This is a genomic window from Pseudomonas sp. PWP3-1b2, assembly GCF_049896045.1.
In the GTDB taxonomy this organism is placed as follows: domain Bacteria; phylum Pseudomonadota; class Gammaproteobacteria; order Pseudomonadales; family Pseudomonadaceae; genus Aquipseudomonas; species Aquipseudomonas antarctica_B.
In genome coordinates, this window is record NZ_JAFCTN010000008.1 from 61,240 (window position 1) to 76,772 (window position 15,533).

The 15,533-nt window shown below is 60.5% G+C and carries 15 protein-coding genes; 6 read left to right on the forward strand and 9 right to left on the reverse strand.

From position 1 onward, the window contains the following. Positions 1-159 precede the first annotated feature (159 nt). Positions 160-648, forward strand: a complete 489-nt coding sequence (gene bkdR / locus ACP7A2_RS07840) for a Bkd operon transcriptional regulator BkdR (RefSeq protein ID WP_078743488.1) — start codon at positions 160-162, stop codon at positions 646-648. A gap of 148 nt (positions 649-796) precedes the next feature. On the opposite strand, the gene ACP7A2_RS07845 is transcribed toward bkdR, so the two are convergent. Next, positions 797-1,660 (reverse strand): MBL fold metallo-hydrolase, encoded by an 864-nt coding sequence (locus tag ACP7A2_RS07845; protein WP_426133759.1) that lies wholly within the window; start codon positions 1,658-1,660, stop codon positions 797-799. A gap of 94 nt (positions 1,661-1,754) precedes the next feature. Between ACP7A2_RS07845 and ACP7A2_RS07850 the strand changes: the two genes are divergently transcribed. From ACP7A2_RS07850 to ACP7A2_RS07870, 5 genes are all read left to right on the forward strand, one after another. Continuing rightward, positions 1,755-2,090, forward strand: a complete 336-nt coding sequence (locus ACP7A2_RS07850; protein ID WP_005789341.1) for an ArsR/SmtB family transcription factor — start codon at positions 1,755-1,757, stop codon at positions 2,088-2,090. A gap of 49 nt (positions 2,091-2,139) precedes the next feature. After that, positions 2,140-3,384: an FAD/NAD(P)-binding oxidoreductase gene (locus tag ACP7A2_RS07855; RefSeq protein ID WP_426133760.1), complete on the forward strand. Its 1,245-nt coding sequence runs from the start codon at positions 2,140-2,142 to the stop codon at positions 3,382-3,384. Beyond that, positions 3,385-4,197 carry a sulfite exporter TauE/SafE family protein gene (locus ACP7A2_RS07860; RefSeq protein ID WP_426133761.1) on the forward strand — a complete coding sequence of 271 codons (813 nt, stop codon included), beginning with the start codon at positions 3,385-3,387 and terminating at the stop codon, positions 4,195-4,197. 151 nt (positions 4,198-4,348) lie between these two features. Continuing rightward, on the forward strand, positions 4,349-5,995 hold the full coding sequence (locus ACP7A2_RS07865; RefSeq protein ID WP_426133762.1) for an MFS transporter: 1,647 nt from the start codon (positions 4,349-4,351) through the stop codon (positions 5,993-5,995). Continuing rightward, the gene (locus ACP7A2_RS07870) at positions 5,992-7,134 is read left to right on the forward strand and encodes an HlyD family secretion protein (RefSeq protein ID WP_426133763.1); all 1,143 of its coding nucleotides are present in this window, start codon (positions 5,992-5,994) and stop codon (positions 7,132-7,134) included. Before ACP7A2_RS07865 ends, ACP7A2_RS07870 begins: the two co-directional genes overlap by 4 nt. Before the next feature lie 63 nt (positions 7,135-7,197). Here ACP7A2_RS07870 and ACP7A2_RS07875 read toward each other — a convergent pair whose 3' ends face one another. From ACP7A2_RS07875 to copD, 8 genes are all read right to left on the reverse strand, one after another. Beyond that, complete coding sequence (locus tag ACP7A2_RS07875) at positions 7,198-8,103, reverse strand: aldose 1-epimerase (protein ID WP_426133764.1); 906 nt, start codon at positions 8,101-8,103, stop codon at positions 7,198-7,200. 160 nt (positions 8,104-8,263) lie between these two features. Next, positions 8,264-9,544, reverse strand: a complete 1,281-nt coding sequence (locus ACP7A2_RS07880) for a TRAP transporter large permease (protein WP_348058067.1) — start codon at positions 9,542-9,544, stop codon at positions 8,264-8,266. A gap of 1 nt (position 9,545) precedes the next feature. Continuing rightward, positions 9,546-10,073 (reverse strand): TRAP transporter small permease, encoded by a 528-nt coding sequence (locus ACP7A2_RS07885; protein ID WP_426133765.1) that lies wholly within the window; start codon positions 10,071-10,073, stop codon positions 9,546-9,548. 64 nt (positions 10,074-10,137) lie between these two features. Beyond that, a complete protein-coding gene (locus tag ACP7A2_RS07890; RefSeq protein ID WP_426133766.1) occupies positions 10,138-11,100 on the reverse strand; it encodes a TRAP transporter substrate-binding protein in 963 nt (320 codons plus the stop codon). Between the two features lie 51 nt (positions 11,101-11,151). Further along, positions 11,152-12,027 carry an SMP-30/gluconolactonase/LRE family protein gene (locus tag ACP7A2_RS07895; RefSeq protein WP_426133767.1) on the reverse strand — a complete coding sequence of 292 codons (876 nt, stop codon included), beginning with the start codon at positions 12,025-12,027 and terminating at the stop codon, positions 11,152-11,154. Positions 12,028-12,057: 30 nt separating this feature from the next. Then, positions 12,058-12,882: an NAD-dependent epimerase/dehydratase family protein gene (locus tag ACP7A2_RS07900; protein WP_426133768.1), complete on the reverse strand. Its 825-nt coding sequence runs from the start codon at positions 12,880-12,882 to the stop codon at positions 12,058-12,060. A gap of 269 nt (positions 12,883-13,151) precedes the next feature. After that, positions 13,152-14,414, reverse strand: coding sequence for an OprD family porin (locus ACP7A2_RS07905; RefSeq protein WP_426133769.1), 1,263 nt, complete (start codon positions 14,412-14,414; stop codon positions 13,152-13,154). A 261-nt stretch (positions 14,415-14,675) separates the two neighbouring features. Then, positions 14,676-15,533 carry a copper homeostasis membrane protein CopD gene (gene copD / locus ACP7A2_RS07910; protein ID WP_426133770.1) on the reverse strand — a complete coding sequence of 286 codons (858 nt, stop codon included), beginning with the start codon at positions 15,531-15,533 and terminating at the stop codon, positions 14,676-14,678.

The window sequence follows — 15,533 nt, forward strand, 5'->3', positions numbered from 1 at the left end:
GGGCGCGCTAGCTGACAGTCCGTCTTCGGGTAGAAGAAATCTTGTCCTACAACAATCATAGGCGTGGCGTAGAAGAATATTTATCTCTGTTTCATTGCGCTGTGGATCATTTGCGGATAAAAAAACTGCATAAACATAATAAACAGGTGATTTTGTCTCATGCGCAAACTGGACCGTACCGATATCGGCATTCTCAACGCCTTGCAGGAGAACGCGCGCATCACCAACGCCGACCTGGCCCGCTCGGTCAACCTGTCGCCCACGCCGTGTTTCAACCGGGTGAAGGCGATGGAGGAATTGGGCCTGATTCGCGACCAGGTCACGCTGCTCGACGCCGATTTGCTGGGGTTGCACGTCAACGTGTTCATCCATGTGAGCCTGGAAAAGCAGAATGAACTGGCGTTGCAGCAATTCGAAGGCGCGATCTCGGACCGGCCGGAAGTGATGGAGTGCTACCTGATGGCGGGCGACCCGGATTATTTGATCCGGGTGCTGGTGCCGACGATCCAGTCGCTGGAACGCTTCATGATGGATTTTTTAACCAAGGTGCCCGGCGTGGCCAACATCCGCTCCAGCTTTGCGCTTAAGCAAGTGCGCTACAAAACCGCGCTGCCACTGCCGGCGAATGGCATCAACCTGGGCACCTGATATCCACCAGAATCAACCCAATTCAACTGTGGGAGCTGGCTTGCCTGCGATGGCGGTGGGTCAGCTGGCACATTTGTTACTGATGCACCGCCATCGAAGGCAAGCCAGCTCCCACAGGGTCCAGTCTTTCAGAGTTGGTCTCGGCATTTCACAGTTGGTTAAGAGGGATCTTCAGGTAAACAACGCCGTTGTCTTCCGCCGGCGGCATATTCCCCGCCCGCACATTCACCTGAATCGCCGGCAACAACAATGTCGGCATTCCCAGCCCGGCATCACGGGTGGTGCGCATCTCGACAAACGCCGCCTCATCCACACCGTCATGCACATGAATATTCCCCGCCCGCTGCTCAGCCACCGTCGTCAGGCATTTAGCCTCGCGGCCTTCCGGCGGATAGTCGTGGCACACGTACAGCTCGGTTTCCAACGGGAACGCCAACAGCTTGCGCATCGACGCATACAACTGCCGCGCATCGCCGCCGGGGAAATCGCAACGCGCCGTTCCCACATCGGGCATAAACAGCGTGTCGCCCACCAGAATCAACCGATCCTCAATCAGATAGGCCATGTCCGCCGGCGTATGCCCCGGCACATGCAGCGCCTGAGCTTTCAAATTGCCGATGTGAAAGACCTCATCCGGCGCAAACAGGTGATCAAACTGCGAGCCGTCCACGCAAAACTCCGGCTCCAGATTGAACAACCTCTTGAACACACCCTGCACCTTGCTGATCGACTGACCAATCGCAATCTTGCCGCCCAACGCGCGGCGCAAGTACGGCGCCGCCGACAGGTGATCGGCGTGGGCATGGGTTTCCAGCAGCCACTGCACCTGCAAACCGTGCTCATGCACAAACGCGATGACTTTATCTGCGCCGGTCGTCTCGGTGCGCCCGGAGGCCGGGTCGTAATTGAGCACTGAATCAACAATGGCGCACGGGCCGCTGTCGTGTTCATAAATAACGTAGGTATAGGTCGACGATGCCTCGTCCAGAAAAGCTTGAATCAACGCTGGCATGGCGGCTGTCCCCGATAGCGAAAAAAGTGGTTACAATCAGTTTACGTTTACACATAATGTTTTGAGCTTAAGTGACACAAAGGACCCGAAGCAAATGGAATCTACTCTGAGTGAAGGCGAAGTCGCCCAGTTGCGGGCGTCGGCGTCCAAGGCCTGTTCCCTGCTCAAGGCGCTGGCCAATGAAGACCGTTTGCTGATCCTCTGCCAGTTGACGCAGGGCGAGCGCAACGTTGGCGAGCTCGAAGCCCTCACCGGCGTACGTCAGCCCACGCTGTCGCAACAGTTGGGCATCTTGCGGGATGAAGGGTTGGTCGCCACCCGTCGGGAAGGCAAATACATTTTTTACGGGCTGGCCAGCCACGAAGTAATTCAAGTAATGAAAACCCTGTCCGGGCTGTACTGCGGCGCGGTTATTAAAAGTTGGGCGTGACGCCATCCGGCAGCGACCCTTGTGTGCACGATAAGAAAGGCGACTGACCATGAATGAGCAACACTGTGGACCGACCATCAGTGGCGATATCGTAGTCATCGGCGGCGGCTCGGCGGGCATCGGCCTGCTGGCCAGCCTGCTCAAGCGCGACGCTCACCTCAACATCATCCTGATCGAACCGAACGAATTTCATTATTACCAGCCGGCCTGGACGCTGGTGGGTGGCGGCGCCTACGACCTGAAAAAGACCCGACGCGCCTTGGCGGATGTGTTGCCCAATGGCGTGACCTGGGTGCAGGCCGTTGTCAGCGAGTTATTGCCCGACGAACAGAGCCTGGTACTCGACAGCGGCCAGCGGGTCAGCTGGAAAAACCTGATCGTGTGCCCCGGCCTTCGCCTGGCCTGGGAGAAGGTCGAAGGCCTGGAAAACACCCTCGGCCAAAACGGCGTCACGTCCAACTACAGCTACCAGCATGCGGCGTACACCTGGCAGTTGGTGCAACAACTCAAGGGCGGCAAGGCGATTTTCACCCAGCCAGCCATGCCGATCAAATGCGCGGGCGCACCGCAAAAAGCGATGTACCTCTCCTGCGATCACTGGCTCAAAAGGGGCGTTCTGAAAGACATCAATGTGGAATTCAACCTGGCCGGCGCGGCACTGTTCGGCGTGCCGACCTTTGTGCCGCCCTTGATGAAATACGTCGAGAAATACAACGCGCACCTGGCGTTCAATTCCAACCTGATCAAGGTTGACGGCCCGGCGCGCAAGGCCTGGTTCGAGGTGAAGGATGCCGAGGGCAACGTTGCCGTCGAAGAAAAATCCTTCGACCTGCTGCACGTGGTCCCGCCGCAAGTCTCCCCGGATTTCATCCGCCAGAGCCCGCTGGCCGATGCTGCCGGCTGGTGTGAAGTGAACCCGCAGAGCCTGCAACACCTGCGCTACCCGCACATCTTTGGCCTGGGTGATGTGTGCGGCACCACCAACGCGAAAACCGCTGCGGCGGTGCGCAAGCAAATTGTGGTGGTTGCCGAAAACCTGCTGGCCCTGCGTAAACAGGCGCCACTGCCGCTCAAATACGACGGCTACGGTTCCTGCCCGCTGACGGTAGAGAAGGGCAAGGTGGTGCTGGCCGAGTTCGGCTACGGCGGCAAGCTGCTGCCGACCTTTCCCCTTGACCCGACTAAAGCGCGACGCTCGATGTGGTTCCTCAAGGCCACGCTGCTGCCGTGGTTCTACTGGAACGGCATGCTCAAGGGCCGCGAGTGGCTGACGCGCCTGAGCAAGGTGGATTAAATGCTGCTGGCAGGTGTGTTGGGATTATTGATGGGGCTGGTCATGGGCCTGACCGGTGCGGGCGGTGGCATCCTCGGGGTGCCGGCGCTGGTGCTGGGGCTGGGCTTGAGCATGACCCAGGCCGCGCCGGTGTCATTGCTCGCGGTGGGCGCGGCGGCGGCGGTCGGAGCGATCGACGGCTTGCGCCATGGCCTGGTGCGTTACCGCGCGGCGTTGTTGATCGCGCTGCTGGGCGCGTTGTTTTCACCGCTGGGGGTGTATGTCGCCCATCAGTTGCCGGAAAAACTGCTGATGGGCCTGTTCAGCGCGCTGATGGTGCTGGTGGCCTGGCGCATGTTGCAGCGCGAAAAGGTTGAAGCCGGGCCGAGTGATCACGGCACTGCGTCCTGGGGCCAAAAGAACTGCATGCTGGACCAGCAGACCGGTCGCTTCGACTGGACCGCCAAATGCAGCGCCACCCTCGCGGCGTTGGGCGCGGTGACCGGCGCGGTGTCGGGCCTGCTTGGCGTGGGCGGCGGCTTTTTGATCGTACCGGCGTTCAAGCAACTCACCGACGTGCAGATGCGCGGCATCGTCGCCACCTCACTGATGGTGATCAGTCTGATCTCGTTGGTGGGCGTGGTCGGCGCGTTTCGTGCCGGTATCAGCATCGAGCCCATGGGCTGGGTGTTTATCGGCGCGAGCATCCTCGGCATGTTGCTTGGGCGCCGCCTGTGTACGGTGATCAAGGCGCGGGTCCTGCAAGTGGGTTTCGCCAGCCTGTGCGTACTGGTGGCCGCCGGCATGCTGTTCAAGGCTGCCCTCTCATCCTGACTTGAAATACAGTTCAAATGTGGGAGCTGGCTTGCCTGCGATAGCGGTGGATCAGTCATACCGCCATCGCAGGCAAGCCAGCTCCCACAGTGTTGAAAGTGCCCGCCTTAGGCTTGGCAAGTTGAACGCCGCTCAGGTCTACTACTCCCAAATGGATAAATACACCCCCCACACCTGGCAGCCCCACGAGCGACCGAGCCTGCCCGGCTCGCCGTCGACGCCGCTGCATTCCACGCCCAAGCGCTGGCTGTTTGCGCTGGTGGGCGTGTTGGTGGCGATTACCGGGGGCCTGGGCAACGCGCTGGTTATCGCCAACCTGCAATACCTGCAAGGCGCACTCGGTGCCACCACCGCCGAAATGGCCTGGCTGCCCGCCGCCTACGTAATGACCAATGTGTGCATGAACCTGCTGCTGGTGAAGTTTCGTCAGCAGTTCGGCCTGCGCGCGTTTACCGAGGTGTTTCTGGTGCTGTATGCACTGGTGACCTTCGGCCATTTATTCGTCAACGACCTCAGCTCAGCGATTGCGGTACGCGCGGCCCACGGCATGGTCGGCGCGGCGCTGAGTTCGCTGGGCTTGTACTACATGATCCAGGCATTTCCGGCCAAGTGGCGCTTGAAGGCGTTGGTATTGGGCCTGGGCACGGCGCAACTCGCGTTACCGCTGGCGCGGCTGTTCTCCGAGGACTTGCTGCAAATCGCCGAATGGCGCGGCCTCTATCTGTTCGAATTGGGCATGGCGCTGATCTGTCTGGGCTGCGTGTTCCTGCTCAAGCTGCCGCCCGGCGACCGCTTCAAAACCTTCGAAAAGCTCGACTTCCTGACCTTCGCCATCCTCGCCAGCGGGGTCGCGCTGTTGTGCGCGGTGCTGTCTCTGGGGCGTATCGACTGGTGGCTGGAAGCTCCGTGGATCGGCGTGGCGTCGGCGCTCTCGCTGGTGCTGATCATGGCCGGCCTGGCGATCGAGCATAACCGCGCCAACCCGATGTTGATGACGCGCTGGCTCGGCAGCGGCGTGATGATTCGCCTGGCGCTGGCGGTGGTGCTGATTCGCATGGTGCTGTCGGAGCAATCCACTGGCGCCGTGGGGTTCATGCAAATGCTGAACATGAGTTACCAGCAGATGCACACCCTGTACGTGGTGATGCTGGCCGGGGCGATTGCCGGGCTGGTGGTCAGTGCGCTGACGATCAACCCGGCGCACTTGCTGATGCCGTTGATCATCTCCCTGGCGCTGATGGCGACGGGTTCGGTGATGGACAGTTTCTCCAGCAACCTGACCCGGCCGCAAAACCTCTACATCAGCCAGTTTCTGCTGGGCTTTGGCGGCACCTTTTTCCTCGGGCCAACCATGGTGCTGGGCACGCGAAACGTGCTGACCAACCCGCGCAACCTGGTGAGTTTTTCGGTGATGTTCGGGATTTGCCAGAACCTTGGCGGCCTGATCGGCGCGGCCTTGCTCGGCACGTTCCAGATCGTGCGCGAGAAGTACCATTCGAGCATGATCGTCGAACACCTGACCTTGCTCGACCCACGGGTGGCGGCGCGCGTGCAAAGCGGCGGTTCGGCTTATGGCAGCATCATCGCCGACCCGGAACTGCGCAACCTGATGGGCATCCGCAGCCTTGCCACGGCGGCAACCCGAGAGGCGAATGTGATGGCTTACAACGATGTTTTCATGCTGATCGCGATCATCGCGATCCTCACCATGATCTGGATCTTTATCCGCAGCCTGTGGCTGATGAGTACCACCAAAGCAGCAGCCACTCCCGTTCAACCCAGCGGCGTAACTCAATGACTGAAACTACCACTACCACGAATGCCGTCGCCTCCACCCCTGAAGGCACGACACCTGCAGGGTCAACCGTGACTGAGCCACGCTCGCTGCGGGTGCGCGTTATTTCCTCGATGGGCTTTGCCGCGATTGCCATCGTCGGCGTGCTGATCGTGCTGTATGCCTGGCAATTGCCGCCGTTCAGCAGTGCGGTTGAAACCACCGAAAACGCCCTGGTGCGCGGCCAGGTGACGATCATCGGCCCGCAACTCAGCGGCTATGTGTTTGAGGTGCCGGTGCAGGACTTCCAGTACGTGAAGGCCGGCGACTTGCTGGTGCGTCTGGATGACCGCATTTACAAGCAGCGCCTTGATCAGGCGCTGGCGCAATTGGCCGTGCAGAAGGCCGGGTTGGCCAATGTGGTGCAGCAGCGCAACAGTGCCGAAGCCACCATCAAGTTGCGTCAGGCGGCGTTGGCGGACAGCGAGGCTCAGGCACGCAAGAGCACCGCAGATTTGCGTCGCAATGAAGAACTGATCAGCGACGGTTCGGTGTCCAGGCGCGAGCTGGACGTGACCCGCGCCGCCAACGCGCAGACGATCGCGGCGGTTGCCCAGGCTCAAGCCAATCTGGACATCGCACGGCAGGACCTGCAAACGGTGATCGTCAATCGCGGTTCACTGGAAGCTTCCGTCGCAAGCGCCGATGCGGCCGTTGAGTTGGCGCGCATTGACCTCTCCAACACCCGCATCACCGCGCCGCGTGACGGGCAGCTGGGCCAGATTGGCGTGCGCCTCGGCGCTTACGTCAATTCCGGCGCGCAGTTGATGGCGCTGGTGCCGCATCAGCTGTGGGTGATCGCGAACATGAAAGAAACCCAGATGGACAATGTGCAGGTCGGCCAACCGGTGACCTTTACCGTTGATGCACTGAACCACCGAAAATTTCATGGCACGGTGCAGCATATATCCCCGGCGACCGGCTCGGAGTTCAGCCTGTTGCAGGCGGACAACGCCACGGGCAACTTTGTGAAGATTGCCCAGCGCGTGCCGGTGAGGATCACGGTGGACCCGGACCAGGCCGAGAGCGAGCGGCTGCGTCCGGGGTTGTCGGTGGTGGTAAGCATCGACACCGCCGGGCGCCTCAAAAACAGCCCTCCCTGAATAGACCCGGTCAATGTGGGAGCTGGCTTGCCTGCGATAGCAAGCTGTCAGTTGATGCATCTTTTACGGATGTACCGCCATCGCAGGCAAGCCCGCTCCCACAGTTGGCCTGTATTTCAGGCTGAACTCCAGCTGAGTCGACTGGCCTTGCTTCAACAGCTTCAGGCCGGGTCTTCCCGGCAAGTGGTGGGCATTCACCGGATGACTCACCGGTTCAATACAAAAGAACCCCAACCCTGGCGGGCAGTACAACAGAAAGTAATCGGCACCGCTGGCCTGACACTCCAGCGCATACCCCAGCTCCGGCTGTTCAATTCGGCAATGCCCGTCCCACTGGCAAAACCCGTTGTCCACCAACCCCTCCGGCAGGCCTTTGAGTTGCTGGAAGTCCCATTCCATCGGCAGCGGCGCCAGGCCCGTCGGCAGCTTCGACGCATCACTCATCCACACCTGCGCGGCTTTCGCCTGCAGCCGTGTACCTGGCCGACGCGGCAAATACGGATGCAATCCCACTCCATGCCACGCCGGGTGTTCAGCCAGATGAGTCACGCACAAGGCAATACTCAACTGGCCATTGCTCAACCGAAACCGCTGTTCGGCGCGATAGGCAAACGGCGTCTCACACTCCACCGCCAGTACCACCTCGTCCGCCGCCTGGCTGACCACCTGCCACGCCTGTTGCCACGCCGAACCATGAATGGGCAGCGGGTCTGTAAGGCTGTTCGGCGCCAGTGCCAGCCAACCGTCAGGGTTGTCGAAACCGCCTTCGGCAATCCGGTTGGACCAGGGCGCCAGCGGATAACAGCCGAGTTTGCCCGGCAAGCCGGTGTTCACGGCGTGCTCGTCGCTGTGGCGTAACAGCGGCTGGCCGGTGGCGATGACCGTCCAGTTGACGATGCTGCCGCCCACGGCTGGAGCCAGGGTGAGGCGCGTGAGTTGATCATTGAGTTCGATGAATTCAGAAGGCATGGTGTCCCGCCGTGTGAAGTGGAGCAAACACAGAGGTTTAATGTGGGAGCTGGCTTGCCTGCGATGGCTATCTATCAGCTGATGCACGTGTGACTGATACACCGCCATCGCAGGCAAGCCAGCTCCCACAGTTGATCTCGTTTGTTCTTGATAATTGTGTTTAAAGCACCACGCCCGGCAGCCACAGCGACAGTGCGGGAATGTAGGTCACCGCCATCAGCACCAGAAACAACACCGCGTAAAACGGCAGCAATGCCTTCACGGTTTTCTCGATGCTGACCTTGCCCACCGCTGCGCCCACAAACAACACGGCGCCCACCGGCGGGGTAATCAGGCCAATCCCCAGGTTCACCAGCATGATCATGCCAAAATGCACCGGGTCCACGCCGATGCCCAGCACCACGGGCAGCAGAATCGGCGTGAGGATCAAAATCAGCGGCGCCATGTCCATCACCGTGCCGAGCAACAGCAGCATGGCGTTGATGCACATCAGGATCACGTAACGGTTGTCCGACAGGGTCAGGAACATCGTGGTGATCTTCGCCGGGATCTGCATCAGCGTCATGATGTAGCCGAAGCTGGCGGCGAAGGCGATCAGGATCATTACGATGGAAATGGTGCGCACCGTGCGGTGCATCAGCTTGGGCAGCTCGCTCCATTTGTAGTCGCGGTAGATGAACATGGTCACGAAAAACGCCCACAGCACGGCAATCGCGGCGGATTCGGTGGCGGTGAAAATACCCGAGAGAATGCCGCCGAGGATGATCACCATGGCCATCAGGCCCCACAACGCGTCGGCGCAGATTTTCAGCGCTTGCTTGAGCGGGATGACTTCGCCTTTGGGGTAGTCGCGCTTCTTGGCGAAGATCAGGCACAGCACCATCAGGCACGCGCTCATCAGCAAGCCCGGCACCACGCCGGCCATGAACAGCGAGGCGATGGACACCGTGCCGCCGGCCGCCAGTGAGTAGAGCACCGAGTTATGGCTGGGCGGGGTCAGCAGTGCCTGCACCGAGCCGCTGATCGTCACGGCCGTGGCGAATTCGCGGGGATAGCCGCGGCGTTCCATTTCCGGGATCAGCACCGAGCCCACCGAAGCGGTGTCGGCCACCGATGAGCCGGAAATCGCCCCGAAAAACGTCGAGGCCATGATGTTGACCAACGACAAGCCGCCGCGTACAAAACCCACCAGCACTCCGGCAAACGCCACCAACCGCCGCGACATGCCGCCCTCGGCCATGATCGCCCCGGCCAGTACGAAGAACGGAATCGCCATCAACGAAAACTTGTTCACGCCGCCCGCGACCTGAATCATCAAGGCCTGGAATGGAATGTCGATCCACCACGCGCCAATCAGCGCCGATAACCCGAGTGCATACGCCACCGGCATGCCGATCAGGATCAAGGCGATAAAGCTGCCCAACAGAATCAATGCGTCCATATCAGGCAGCCCCTTCGCTTTCTTCTACCAGATCGAAGCGCACCACGCGCCGGTTGCTCTGGTCTCCCAGCAAGAGTTTTTCCACCACGAAGATCAGCGTCAGCAAGCCGCCAACCGGGATCGGCATATAGGTGATGCCTACGCGCAGGGTGGGGATGGCGCTCATGAACTGGTTCCAGGTCGACAGGCACAGCTTGCTGCCCCAAATCGTCATGAACAGGCAGATGGTTGCCATCAGCAATTGGGAAAAAATCCCGACGATACGCCGCTGTTGGTCGGGCAGGCGGTCGGTGATCATCGCCACCGACATGTGCGCCCCGGCACGGTAACTGGCCGCTGCGCCGATAAAGGTGAACACCAGCATCAACAGGATGGCAGTGGGCTCCGGCCAGCTGGAGCCGGTGCCGAGGATGTAGCGGGCGAAGATGCCCCAGGGGATGATCAGCGCGACCCCCAAAACTGAAAGGCCGGCGACCCAGATGCAGGTCATGTAGATGCGGTCGTTGATGCGCAACACTAAATTCTTCATGGCGTTCACCGTAACCCGGCGCGTCGATGCCGACCGCGCCGGGCCTTACTGGAGGGAAGGGTGATTACTCGACGGCGTCGATGCGCTTGATGATGTCGGCGTAGGCCGCACCGTATTTCGCGCGAACGGGCGCCGTCGCGTCATAGAAGGGTTTTTTGTCGACGGTGATGAACTCGACGCCCGCCGCCTTCAGCTTGGTTTCACTGCTGGCGGACTTGGCGTCCCACAGCACGCGCTCGTCAGCCTGGGCCGCCTTGGCGGCGTTTTTCACCATGACTTGCTGCGCAGGGGTGAGCTTGTTCCAAGTGATTTTCGACATCACGATGGGCTCGGGCAGAATCAGGTGTTCGGTGAGGGTGTAGAACTTGGCGTTCTGGAAGTGGTTGTGTTCAAGCAGGGTGGGCGGGTTGTTTTCCGCGCCGTCGATCACGCCGGTTTGCAGGGCGCTGAAGATCTCGCCGGTGTCCATCGCGATGCCGTTGGCGCCCATTTCATTGAAGGCTTCAATGAACAGCGGGTTGCCTTGCACGCGAATCTTCATGCCCTTGAGGTCTTCGATTTTGCGTACCGGTTTTTTGGTATAGAGGTTGCGCGTGCCGCCGTCCATCCAGCCCAGCGCGACCAGGCCGAACTCGGAGTTAGTGATTTTGGCGAGGATCTCATCGCCAATCTCGCCGTCGATGACTTTGCGCATGTGCGCCTGGTCACGGAACACGAACGGCAAATTGAACACGTTTACGTCCGGCACCACCGGGCCGACGATGCCGAGGCTGACGCGGGTCATCTGGATCGCGCCGACCTGAGCCTGCTCAACGACTTCTTTCTCTGACCCGAGCACACCTCCCGGGAAATACTTGAAGGTCAGCTCACCATTGCTTTCCTTGGTCAGGGCCTTGCCCATGTTTTCTTCAGCGACGACGGTGGGGTAGCCGGCGGGGTGGATGTCGGCAAATTTGATTTCCAGCGCGTGAGCGGCGCCGCAGAGGGTAAAGCATGCAGCGGCCAGCAAGGTGCGTTTGAAGTCCATGGGGTGTCTCTCCTGTATTTTTATTGTTGTATTCAAGGCACAGCGATGCAGCTAAAGGGTGAAGCGGGGTTCGGCCATTCCTTGTACGCCGGGGTTGAGGGCGAATACGCCGCCGGACAGCGACTGTGCGCTGTTGTCATCGCGAATCGAGGTGACAAACAGGGTGTCCAGGCGACTGCCGCCAAAGGCGCACATGGTGGGTTTTTTTACCGGTACGGTGAGGGAGCGGTCGAGGCGCCCGTCGGGGGTGAAGCGGTGGATCAAGCCGGCGTCGTTGGCGCAGATCCAGTAGCAGCCGTCGGCGTCCACCGCCGCGCCGTCGGGGCGGCCGAGGAAGTTGTGCATGTCTACAAACACGCGGCGACGGGTCGGTGTGCCGGTGTCGATGTCGTAATCGAAGGCCCAGATCTGCTGCACCAGCGGGTGCGAATCCGAGGCGTACATTGTGCGGCCGTCAGGGCTGAAGGCCAGGCCGTTGAGGGTGATAAAACCACCCAGTGCTGCGTGAGGTGCCGACCCTGAGGCGTAGCGGTAAAGCGTGCCCTCGGCCGCGTTCAAGCCCATGTTCAAGACCATGCTGCCAGCCCAGAAACGGCCCCGGCGATCGCAGCGACCATCGTTCAAGCGCATGTCCGCACGGGGGTGCTCGACACCGGCCAGCGGCGTGGTGTCGAGGCTGCCGTCGTTGTGCGGGGTGAGCTGGAAAAAACCGCTTTCCATGCCGGCGACCCAGTTGCCCGCGTCGGTGCGGGCAATGCAGGCGAGCATCTGCGGGGCTTTCCAGGCGGCGATATGCCCGCTGGCGGCGCTCCAGCGTTGCAGGCCGCCGTTAGGGATATCCACCCAATACAGTGCGTTTTCCTCGGGCACCCACACCGGGCACTCGCCCACGGCATTGCGGGCGTCAACGATCAATTCTGCGGTCATGGCAACTCATTCCCTTGGGTTGATGGGCGCTCAGTCACCGAACGGGCCCGCTGCGCAGAACGCGCCGCCCTGGTAGACCTTGGCCGGGTCATCGGCGGCCACAGGTGGCTGGGTTTCGACTTGAGCGCGGAACACTTCGGAGCTGTCTTTGGGCACGAAACCCAGGTGCGCGGCGTAGCGGTTGTCCCACCAGGTATCGAGGTTATCCGACATGCCGTAGACCACGGTGTGGCCGACGTTCGGGGTGTACAGCGCGCGTTCGAGCAGTTGGGTCAGGTCATCGAAGCTCAACCAGGTGTGCATCATCCGGCGGTTTTGCGGTTCCGGGAACGAGGAGCCGATGCGGATACTCACGGTCTCGATGCCGTAGCGGTCGAAGTAGAAACTGGCCATGTCTTCGCCGTAGGATTTGGACAGGCCGTAGTAGCTGTCCGGGCGGCGCGGGGAGTGGGCGTCGATGATTTCGCCCTGTTTGTAGAAGCCGATGACATGGTTGGAACTGGCGAAGATCACGCGCTTCACGCCATGACGGCGCGCGGCTTCGTAGATATGGAAGGTGCCACTGATATTGGCGCCGAGCACTTCTTCGAAAGAGCGCTCAACCGACACGCCGCCGAAATGCAGGATGGCGTCGACGCCTTCTACCAGGTGGTGCACGGCTTGCTTATCGGCGAGGTCGCAGACCTGCACTTCTTCGGATTCATCGACAGCTGGCGCCATGTTGGCGATGTCCGACAGGCGCAACACCTGGGCGTAAGGGCGCAGGCGTTCACGCAAGACTTTGCCCAGGCCGCCGGCGGCACCGGTGAGCAGCAGGCGAGTGAATGGAACAGGCGTGGCGGTGGTGGTGGTCATGAGGGTTCCATTGTTGTTGTAAGTTGTCGTATGACTTGTTCGAAGTATCGTTATTGATTCCCCAGGTTGTCAACGCTACTTCAGACGAATGAGATCAATTGTGGGAGCTGGCTGGTGTGGGAGCTGGCTTGCCTGCGATGGCATCACCGCAGTGTGACTGGCATACCGAGGTGCTTGCATCGCAGGCAAGCCAGCTCCCACACAAGCCTCCCACAAGCCAGTTCCCCCATAAGCTGGACCCCGGGCAGCCAGCTCCCACAATGGTCGGGTTACAACAACGAAATCGGGTAGCTGACAAAGATCCGGTTCTCGTCAAATTCGTTATTGCTGAAATCTCGACGGATGGTCGCGTTGCGCCACCGCACGTTCAAATCCTTCAGCGCGCCGCTCTGCACGGTGTAGGCCAATTCCGACTCGCGGCCCCATTCCTTGCCGTCGGTAATCGCACCGGTGTGCACGTTATTGCCGCTGATATAGCGGTTCATCATGGTCAGCCCCGGAATACCCAGCACCACGAAGTTGAAGTCATGCCGCACCTGCCAGGATTTTTCCCTGGCGTTGTCGTAGCTGGCGTTGTAACTGTCGTTGGCCAGGGTGCCGCCGCTGGTGCCGTTGACCCTCATCCACACGCTGTCGCCGGTCAGCTTTTGCAGGCCCACGTAGAAAGCGTTGCCCTTGTATTTGGCCGAGAGCAGGGCGAAGGCGGTCTTGTTGTCGAGGTCGCCGGCCAGTGCGCTGCCGTCTTCCTTGCCGGTGAAGTAGCCGAGGTTGGCGCCCAGGGTCCAGTCACCGACGGGTTGGCTGTGGGTCAGGTTGAAATACTGTTGCTGGTAGATGTCGCTCAACTCGGCGTACCACACGCCCACTTGGGTGCGTTTGTCATTGAAGGTGTATTCGCCGCCGCCGAAGTTGAAACGGTTGGAGGTGAACGCGGCTTTGCCGTTCATGAACATGTCTTCCATGCTCGCGTCGTTGCGTGGGCTGTTGCCACGGAACTGGCCGCCGTAGAGGGTTAAGCCGTCGAGTTCCTTCGAGGTCACCTGGCCGCCACGGAAGGTCTGTGGCAGCGAGCGACCGTCGTCGGAGCGCAGGATCGGCAGCACCGGCATCCACTCGCCGACCTTCAACTCGGTCTTCGACAGCCTGGTTTTCAGCGCCACGCCCAAACGGCCGAAATTGTCGGCAGGGCGGCCGTCGCTGTGGATAGGCAGTAACTGCGTGCCACCGGTGCCTTTGCCGCCATCCAGCTTTTGCGAATACAGCCCCAGCACATCCAGCCCGAAACCCACGGTGCCCTGAGTGAAACCGGACTTGGCATCAAGGATGAAGTTTTGCGTCCACTCTTCAGCCTTGCCCTGGGCAAAGGTCGGGTTGGTGAAGTTGCGGTTGAAGTAGGCGTTGCGCAGGTTGAGCGTGGCGGTGGCGTCTTCGACAAAACCGTCGGCCTGGGCGCTGAGGGGAAGGGTGAACGCCAGGCTGCCGAGGCCGATAAGACCCAGACGCGAGGAGGAATTGCGGGCGAATTGACTCACAGTGAAGCTCCCTTTCGTTTGTTGTTTTTATTATTTGTCGTACGTCGTCGTACAACATTGAGGGGATATTTGCGGGGTTTTGGCGGGGTGTCAAGCAGAAGTTATACGATGACTTGCTCGTCATCATTCAAAAGCAGGCACGCTCAATGTGGGAGCTGGCTTGCCTGCGATGGCGGTGGGTCAGTCAGCCTGTCAGTACTTGATTCACCGTCATCGCAGGCAAGCCAGCTCCCACAGTTGAGCGTGTTTAAACGGAGGGGTTTAATTGGCCATGAGCATCGGTGGCAGGGTGCCAAGCAAGGAAACAGCCGCCACTGCGCAAACACCGAGTAACCATTCCAGCATCACGCTGGCCTTCAAACTGCCACGGCGCTCTTCGCAGTGATCAATCCGCAACCGGTTAAGCAGTGCCAACGCCAACATGCCCAGCACCAGCATCACCTTGATCAGCAGGATCAACGCAAAACCGTCAAACAACGGCGTGGGCCACAGCTGCCCGGTGAGTACGCGCACATTGATCAACCCGGTTACCAATAACCCAACCACCAGCCCATAACCGACGCCACTGAAACGCCGCAACACCGGCTCCAGCGCATACCTTGCGGGCTCGCGCAGGATCAACACCAGCAACAACAACCCGCCCAGCCAGGCGCCGACGCAGACCAGATGCACCACTTGATTGAGGATCAGCAGTTGCCCGCTCAACCCGTTGAGCATGGCGCCATGCCCCACCGGCGCGAGTGTGGCCAGCAACATTGCGATCAATGGCAGACGCAGGGCCGGCCAGGGTTTGATCAGTGCGATCACCAACAACAGGTTCAGCACCAGGTGCCAGACCCACACGTGCCCAAAAAAGGTTTTGCCCAGTACCAACTGCACGGTGGCCGGTTGCAGCGCCGCATCCCAACTGCCTGCCATGCTGGCGGTGATCAACAGCAACCACGCCACGCCGGAACCCAGCCCAACCCAGGCCAGGCCGCGAGTGACGCGCAGCAGGAGCCGGTCCAGCGCCGGTTGCACTTCAGCGCCGAGCAGCAGGGGCCTGAACACGCAGGCCCCGAACATCAGCAGCACGACGATGAAATGCAGGAAGCGGCACAGCACCAGCAGGGTCGCCAT

What these genes read in the sequence shown, in the direction of transcription:
- bkdR (WP_078743488.1), top strand. Translation starts at nt 160, where the DNA reads ATGCGCAAACTGGACCGTACCGATATCGGCATTCTCAACGCCTTGCAG.
- ACP7A2_RS07845 (WP_426133759.1), bottom strand. Translation starts at nt 1,660, where the DNA reads ATGCCAGCGTTGATTCAAGCTTTTCTGGACGAGGCATCGTCGACCTAT.
- ACP7A2_RS07850 (WP_005789341.1), top strand. Translation starts at nt 1,755, where the DNA reads ATGGAATCTACTCTGAGTGAAGGCGAAGTCGCCCAGTTGCGGGCGTCG.
- ACP7A2_RS07855 (WP_426133760.1), top strand. Translation starts at nt 2,140, where the DNA reads ATGAATGAGCAACACTGTGGACCGACCATCAGTGGCGATATCGTAGTC.
- ACP7A2_RS07860 (WP_426133761.1), top strand. Translation starts at nt 3,385, where the DNA reads ATGCTGCTGGCAGGTGTGTTGGGATTATTGATGGGGCTGGTCATGGGC.
- ACP7A2_RS07865 (WP_426133762.1), top strand. Translation starts at nt 4,349, where the DNA reads ATGGATAAATACACCCCCCACACCTGGCAGCCCCACGAGCGACCGAGC.
- ACP7A2_RS07870 (WP_426133763.1), top strand. Translation starts at nt 5,992, where the DNA reads ATGACTGAAACTACCACTACCACGAATGCCGTCGCCTCCACCCCTGAA.
- ACP7A2_RS07875 (WP_426133764.1), bottom strand. Translation starts at nt 8,103, where the DNA reads ATGCCTTCTGAATTCATCGAACTCAATGATCAACTCACGCGCCTCACC.
- ACP7A2_RS07880 (WP_348058067.1), bottom strand. Translation starts at nt 9,544, where the DNA reads ATGGACGCATTGATTCTGTTGGGCAGCTTTATCGCCTTGATCCTGATC.
- ACP7A2_RS07885 (WP_426133765.1), bottom strand. Translation starts at nt 10,073, where the DNA reads ATGAAGAATTTAGTGTTGCGCATCAACGACCGCATCTACATGACCTGC.
- ACP7A2_RS07890 (WP_426133766.1), bottom strand. Translation starts at nt 11,100, where the DNA reads ATGGACTTCAAACGCACCTTGCTGGCCGCTGCATGCTTTACCCTCTGC.
- ACP7A2_RS07895 (WP_426133767.1), bottom strand. Translation starts at nt 12,027, where the DNA reads ATGACCGCAGAATTGATCGTTGACGCCCGCAATGCCGTGGGCGAGTGC.
- ACP7A2_RS07900 (WP_426133768.1), bottom strand. Translation starts at nt 12,882, where the DNA reads ATGACCACCACCACCGCCACGCCTGTTCCATTCACTCGCCTGCTGCTC.
- copD (WP_426133770.1), bottom strand. Translation starts at nt 15,533, where the DNA reads ATGGCGACCCTGCTGGTGCTGTGCCGCTTCCTGCATTTCATCGTCGTG.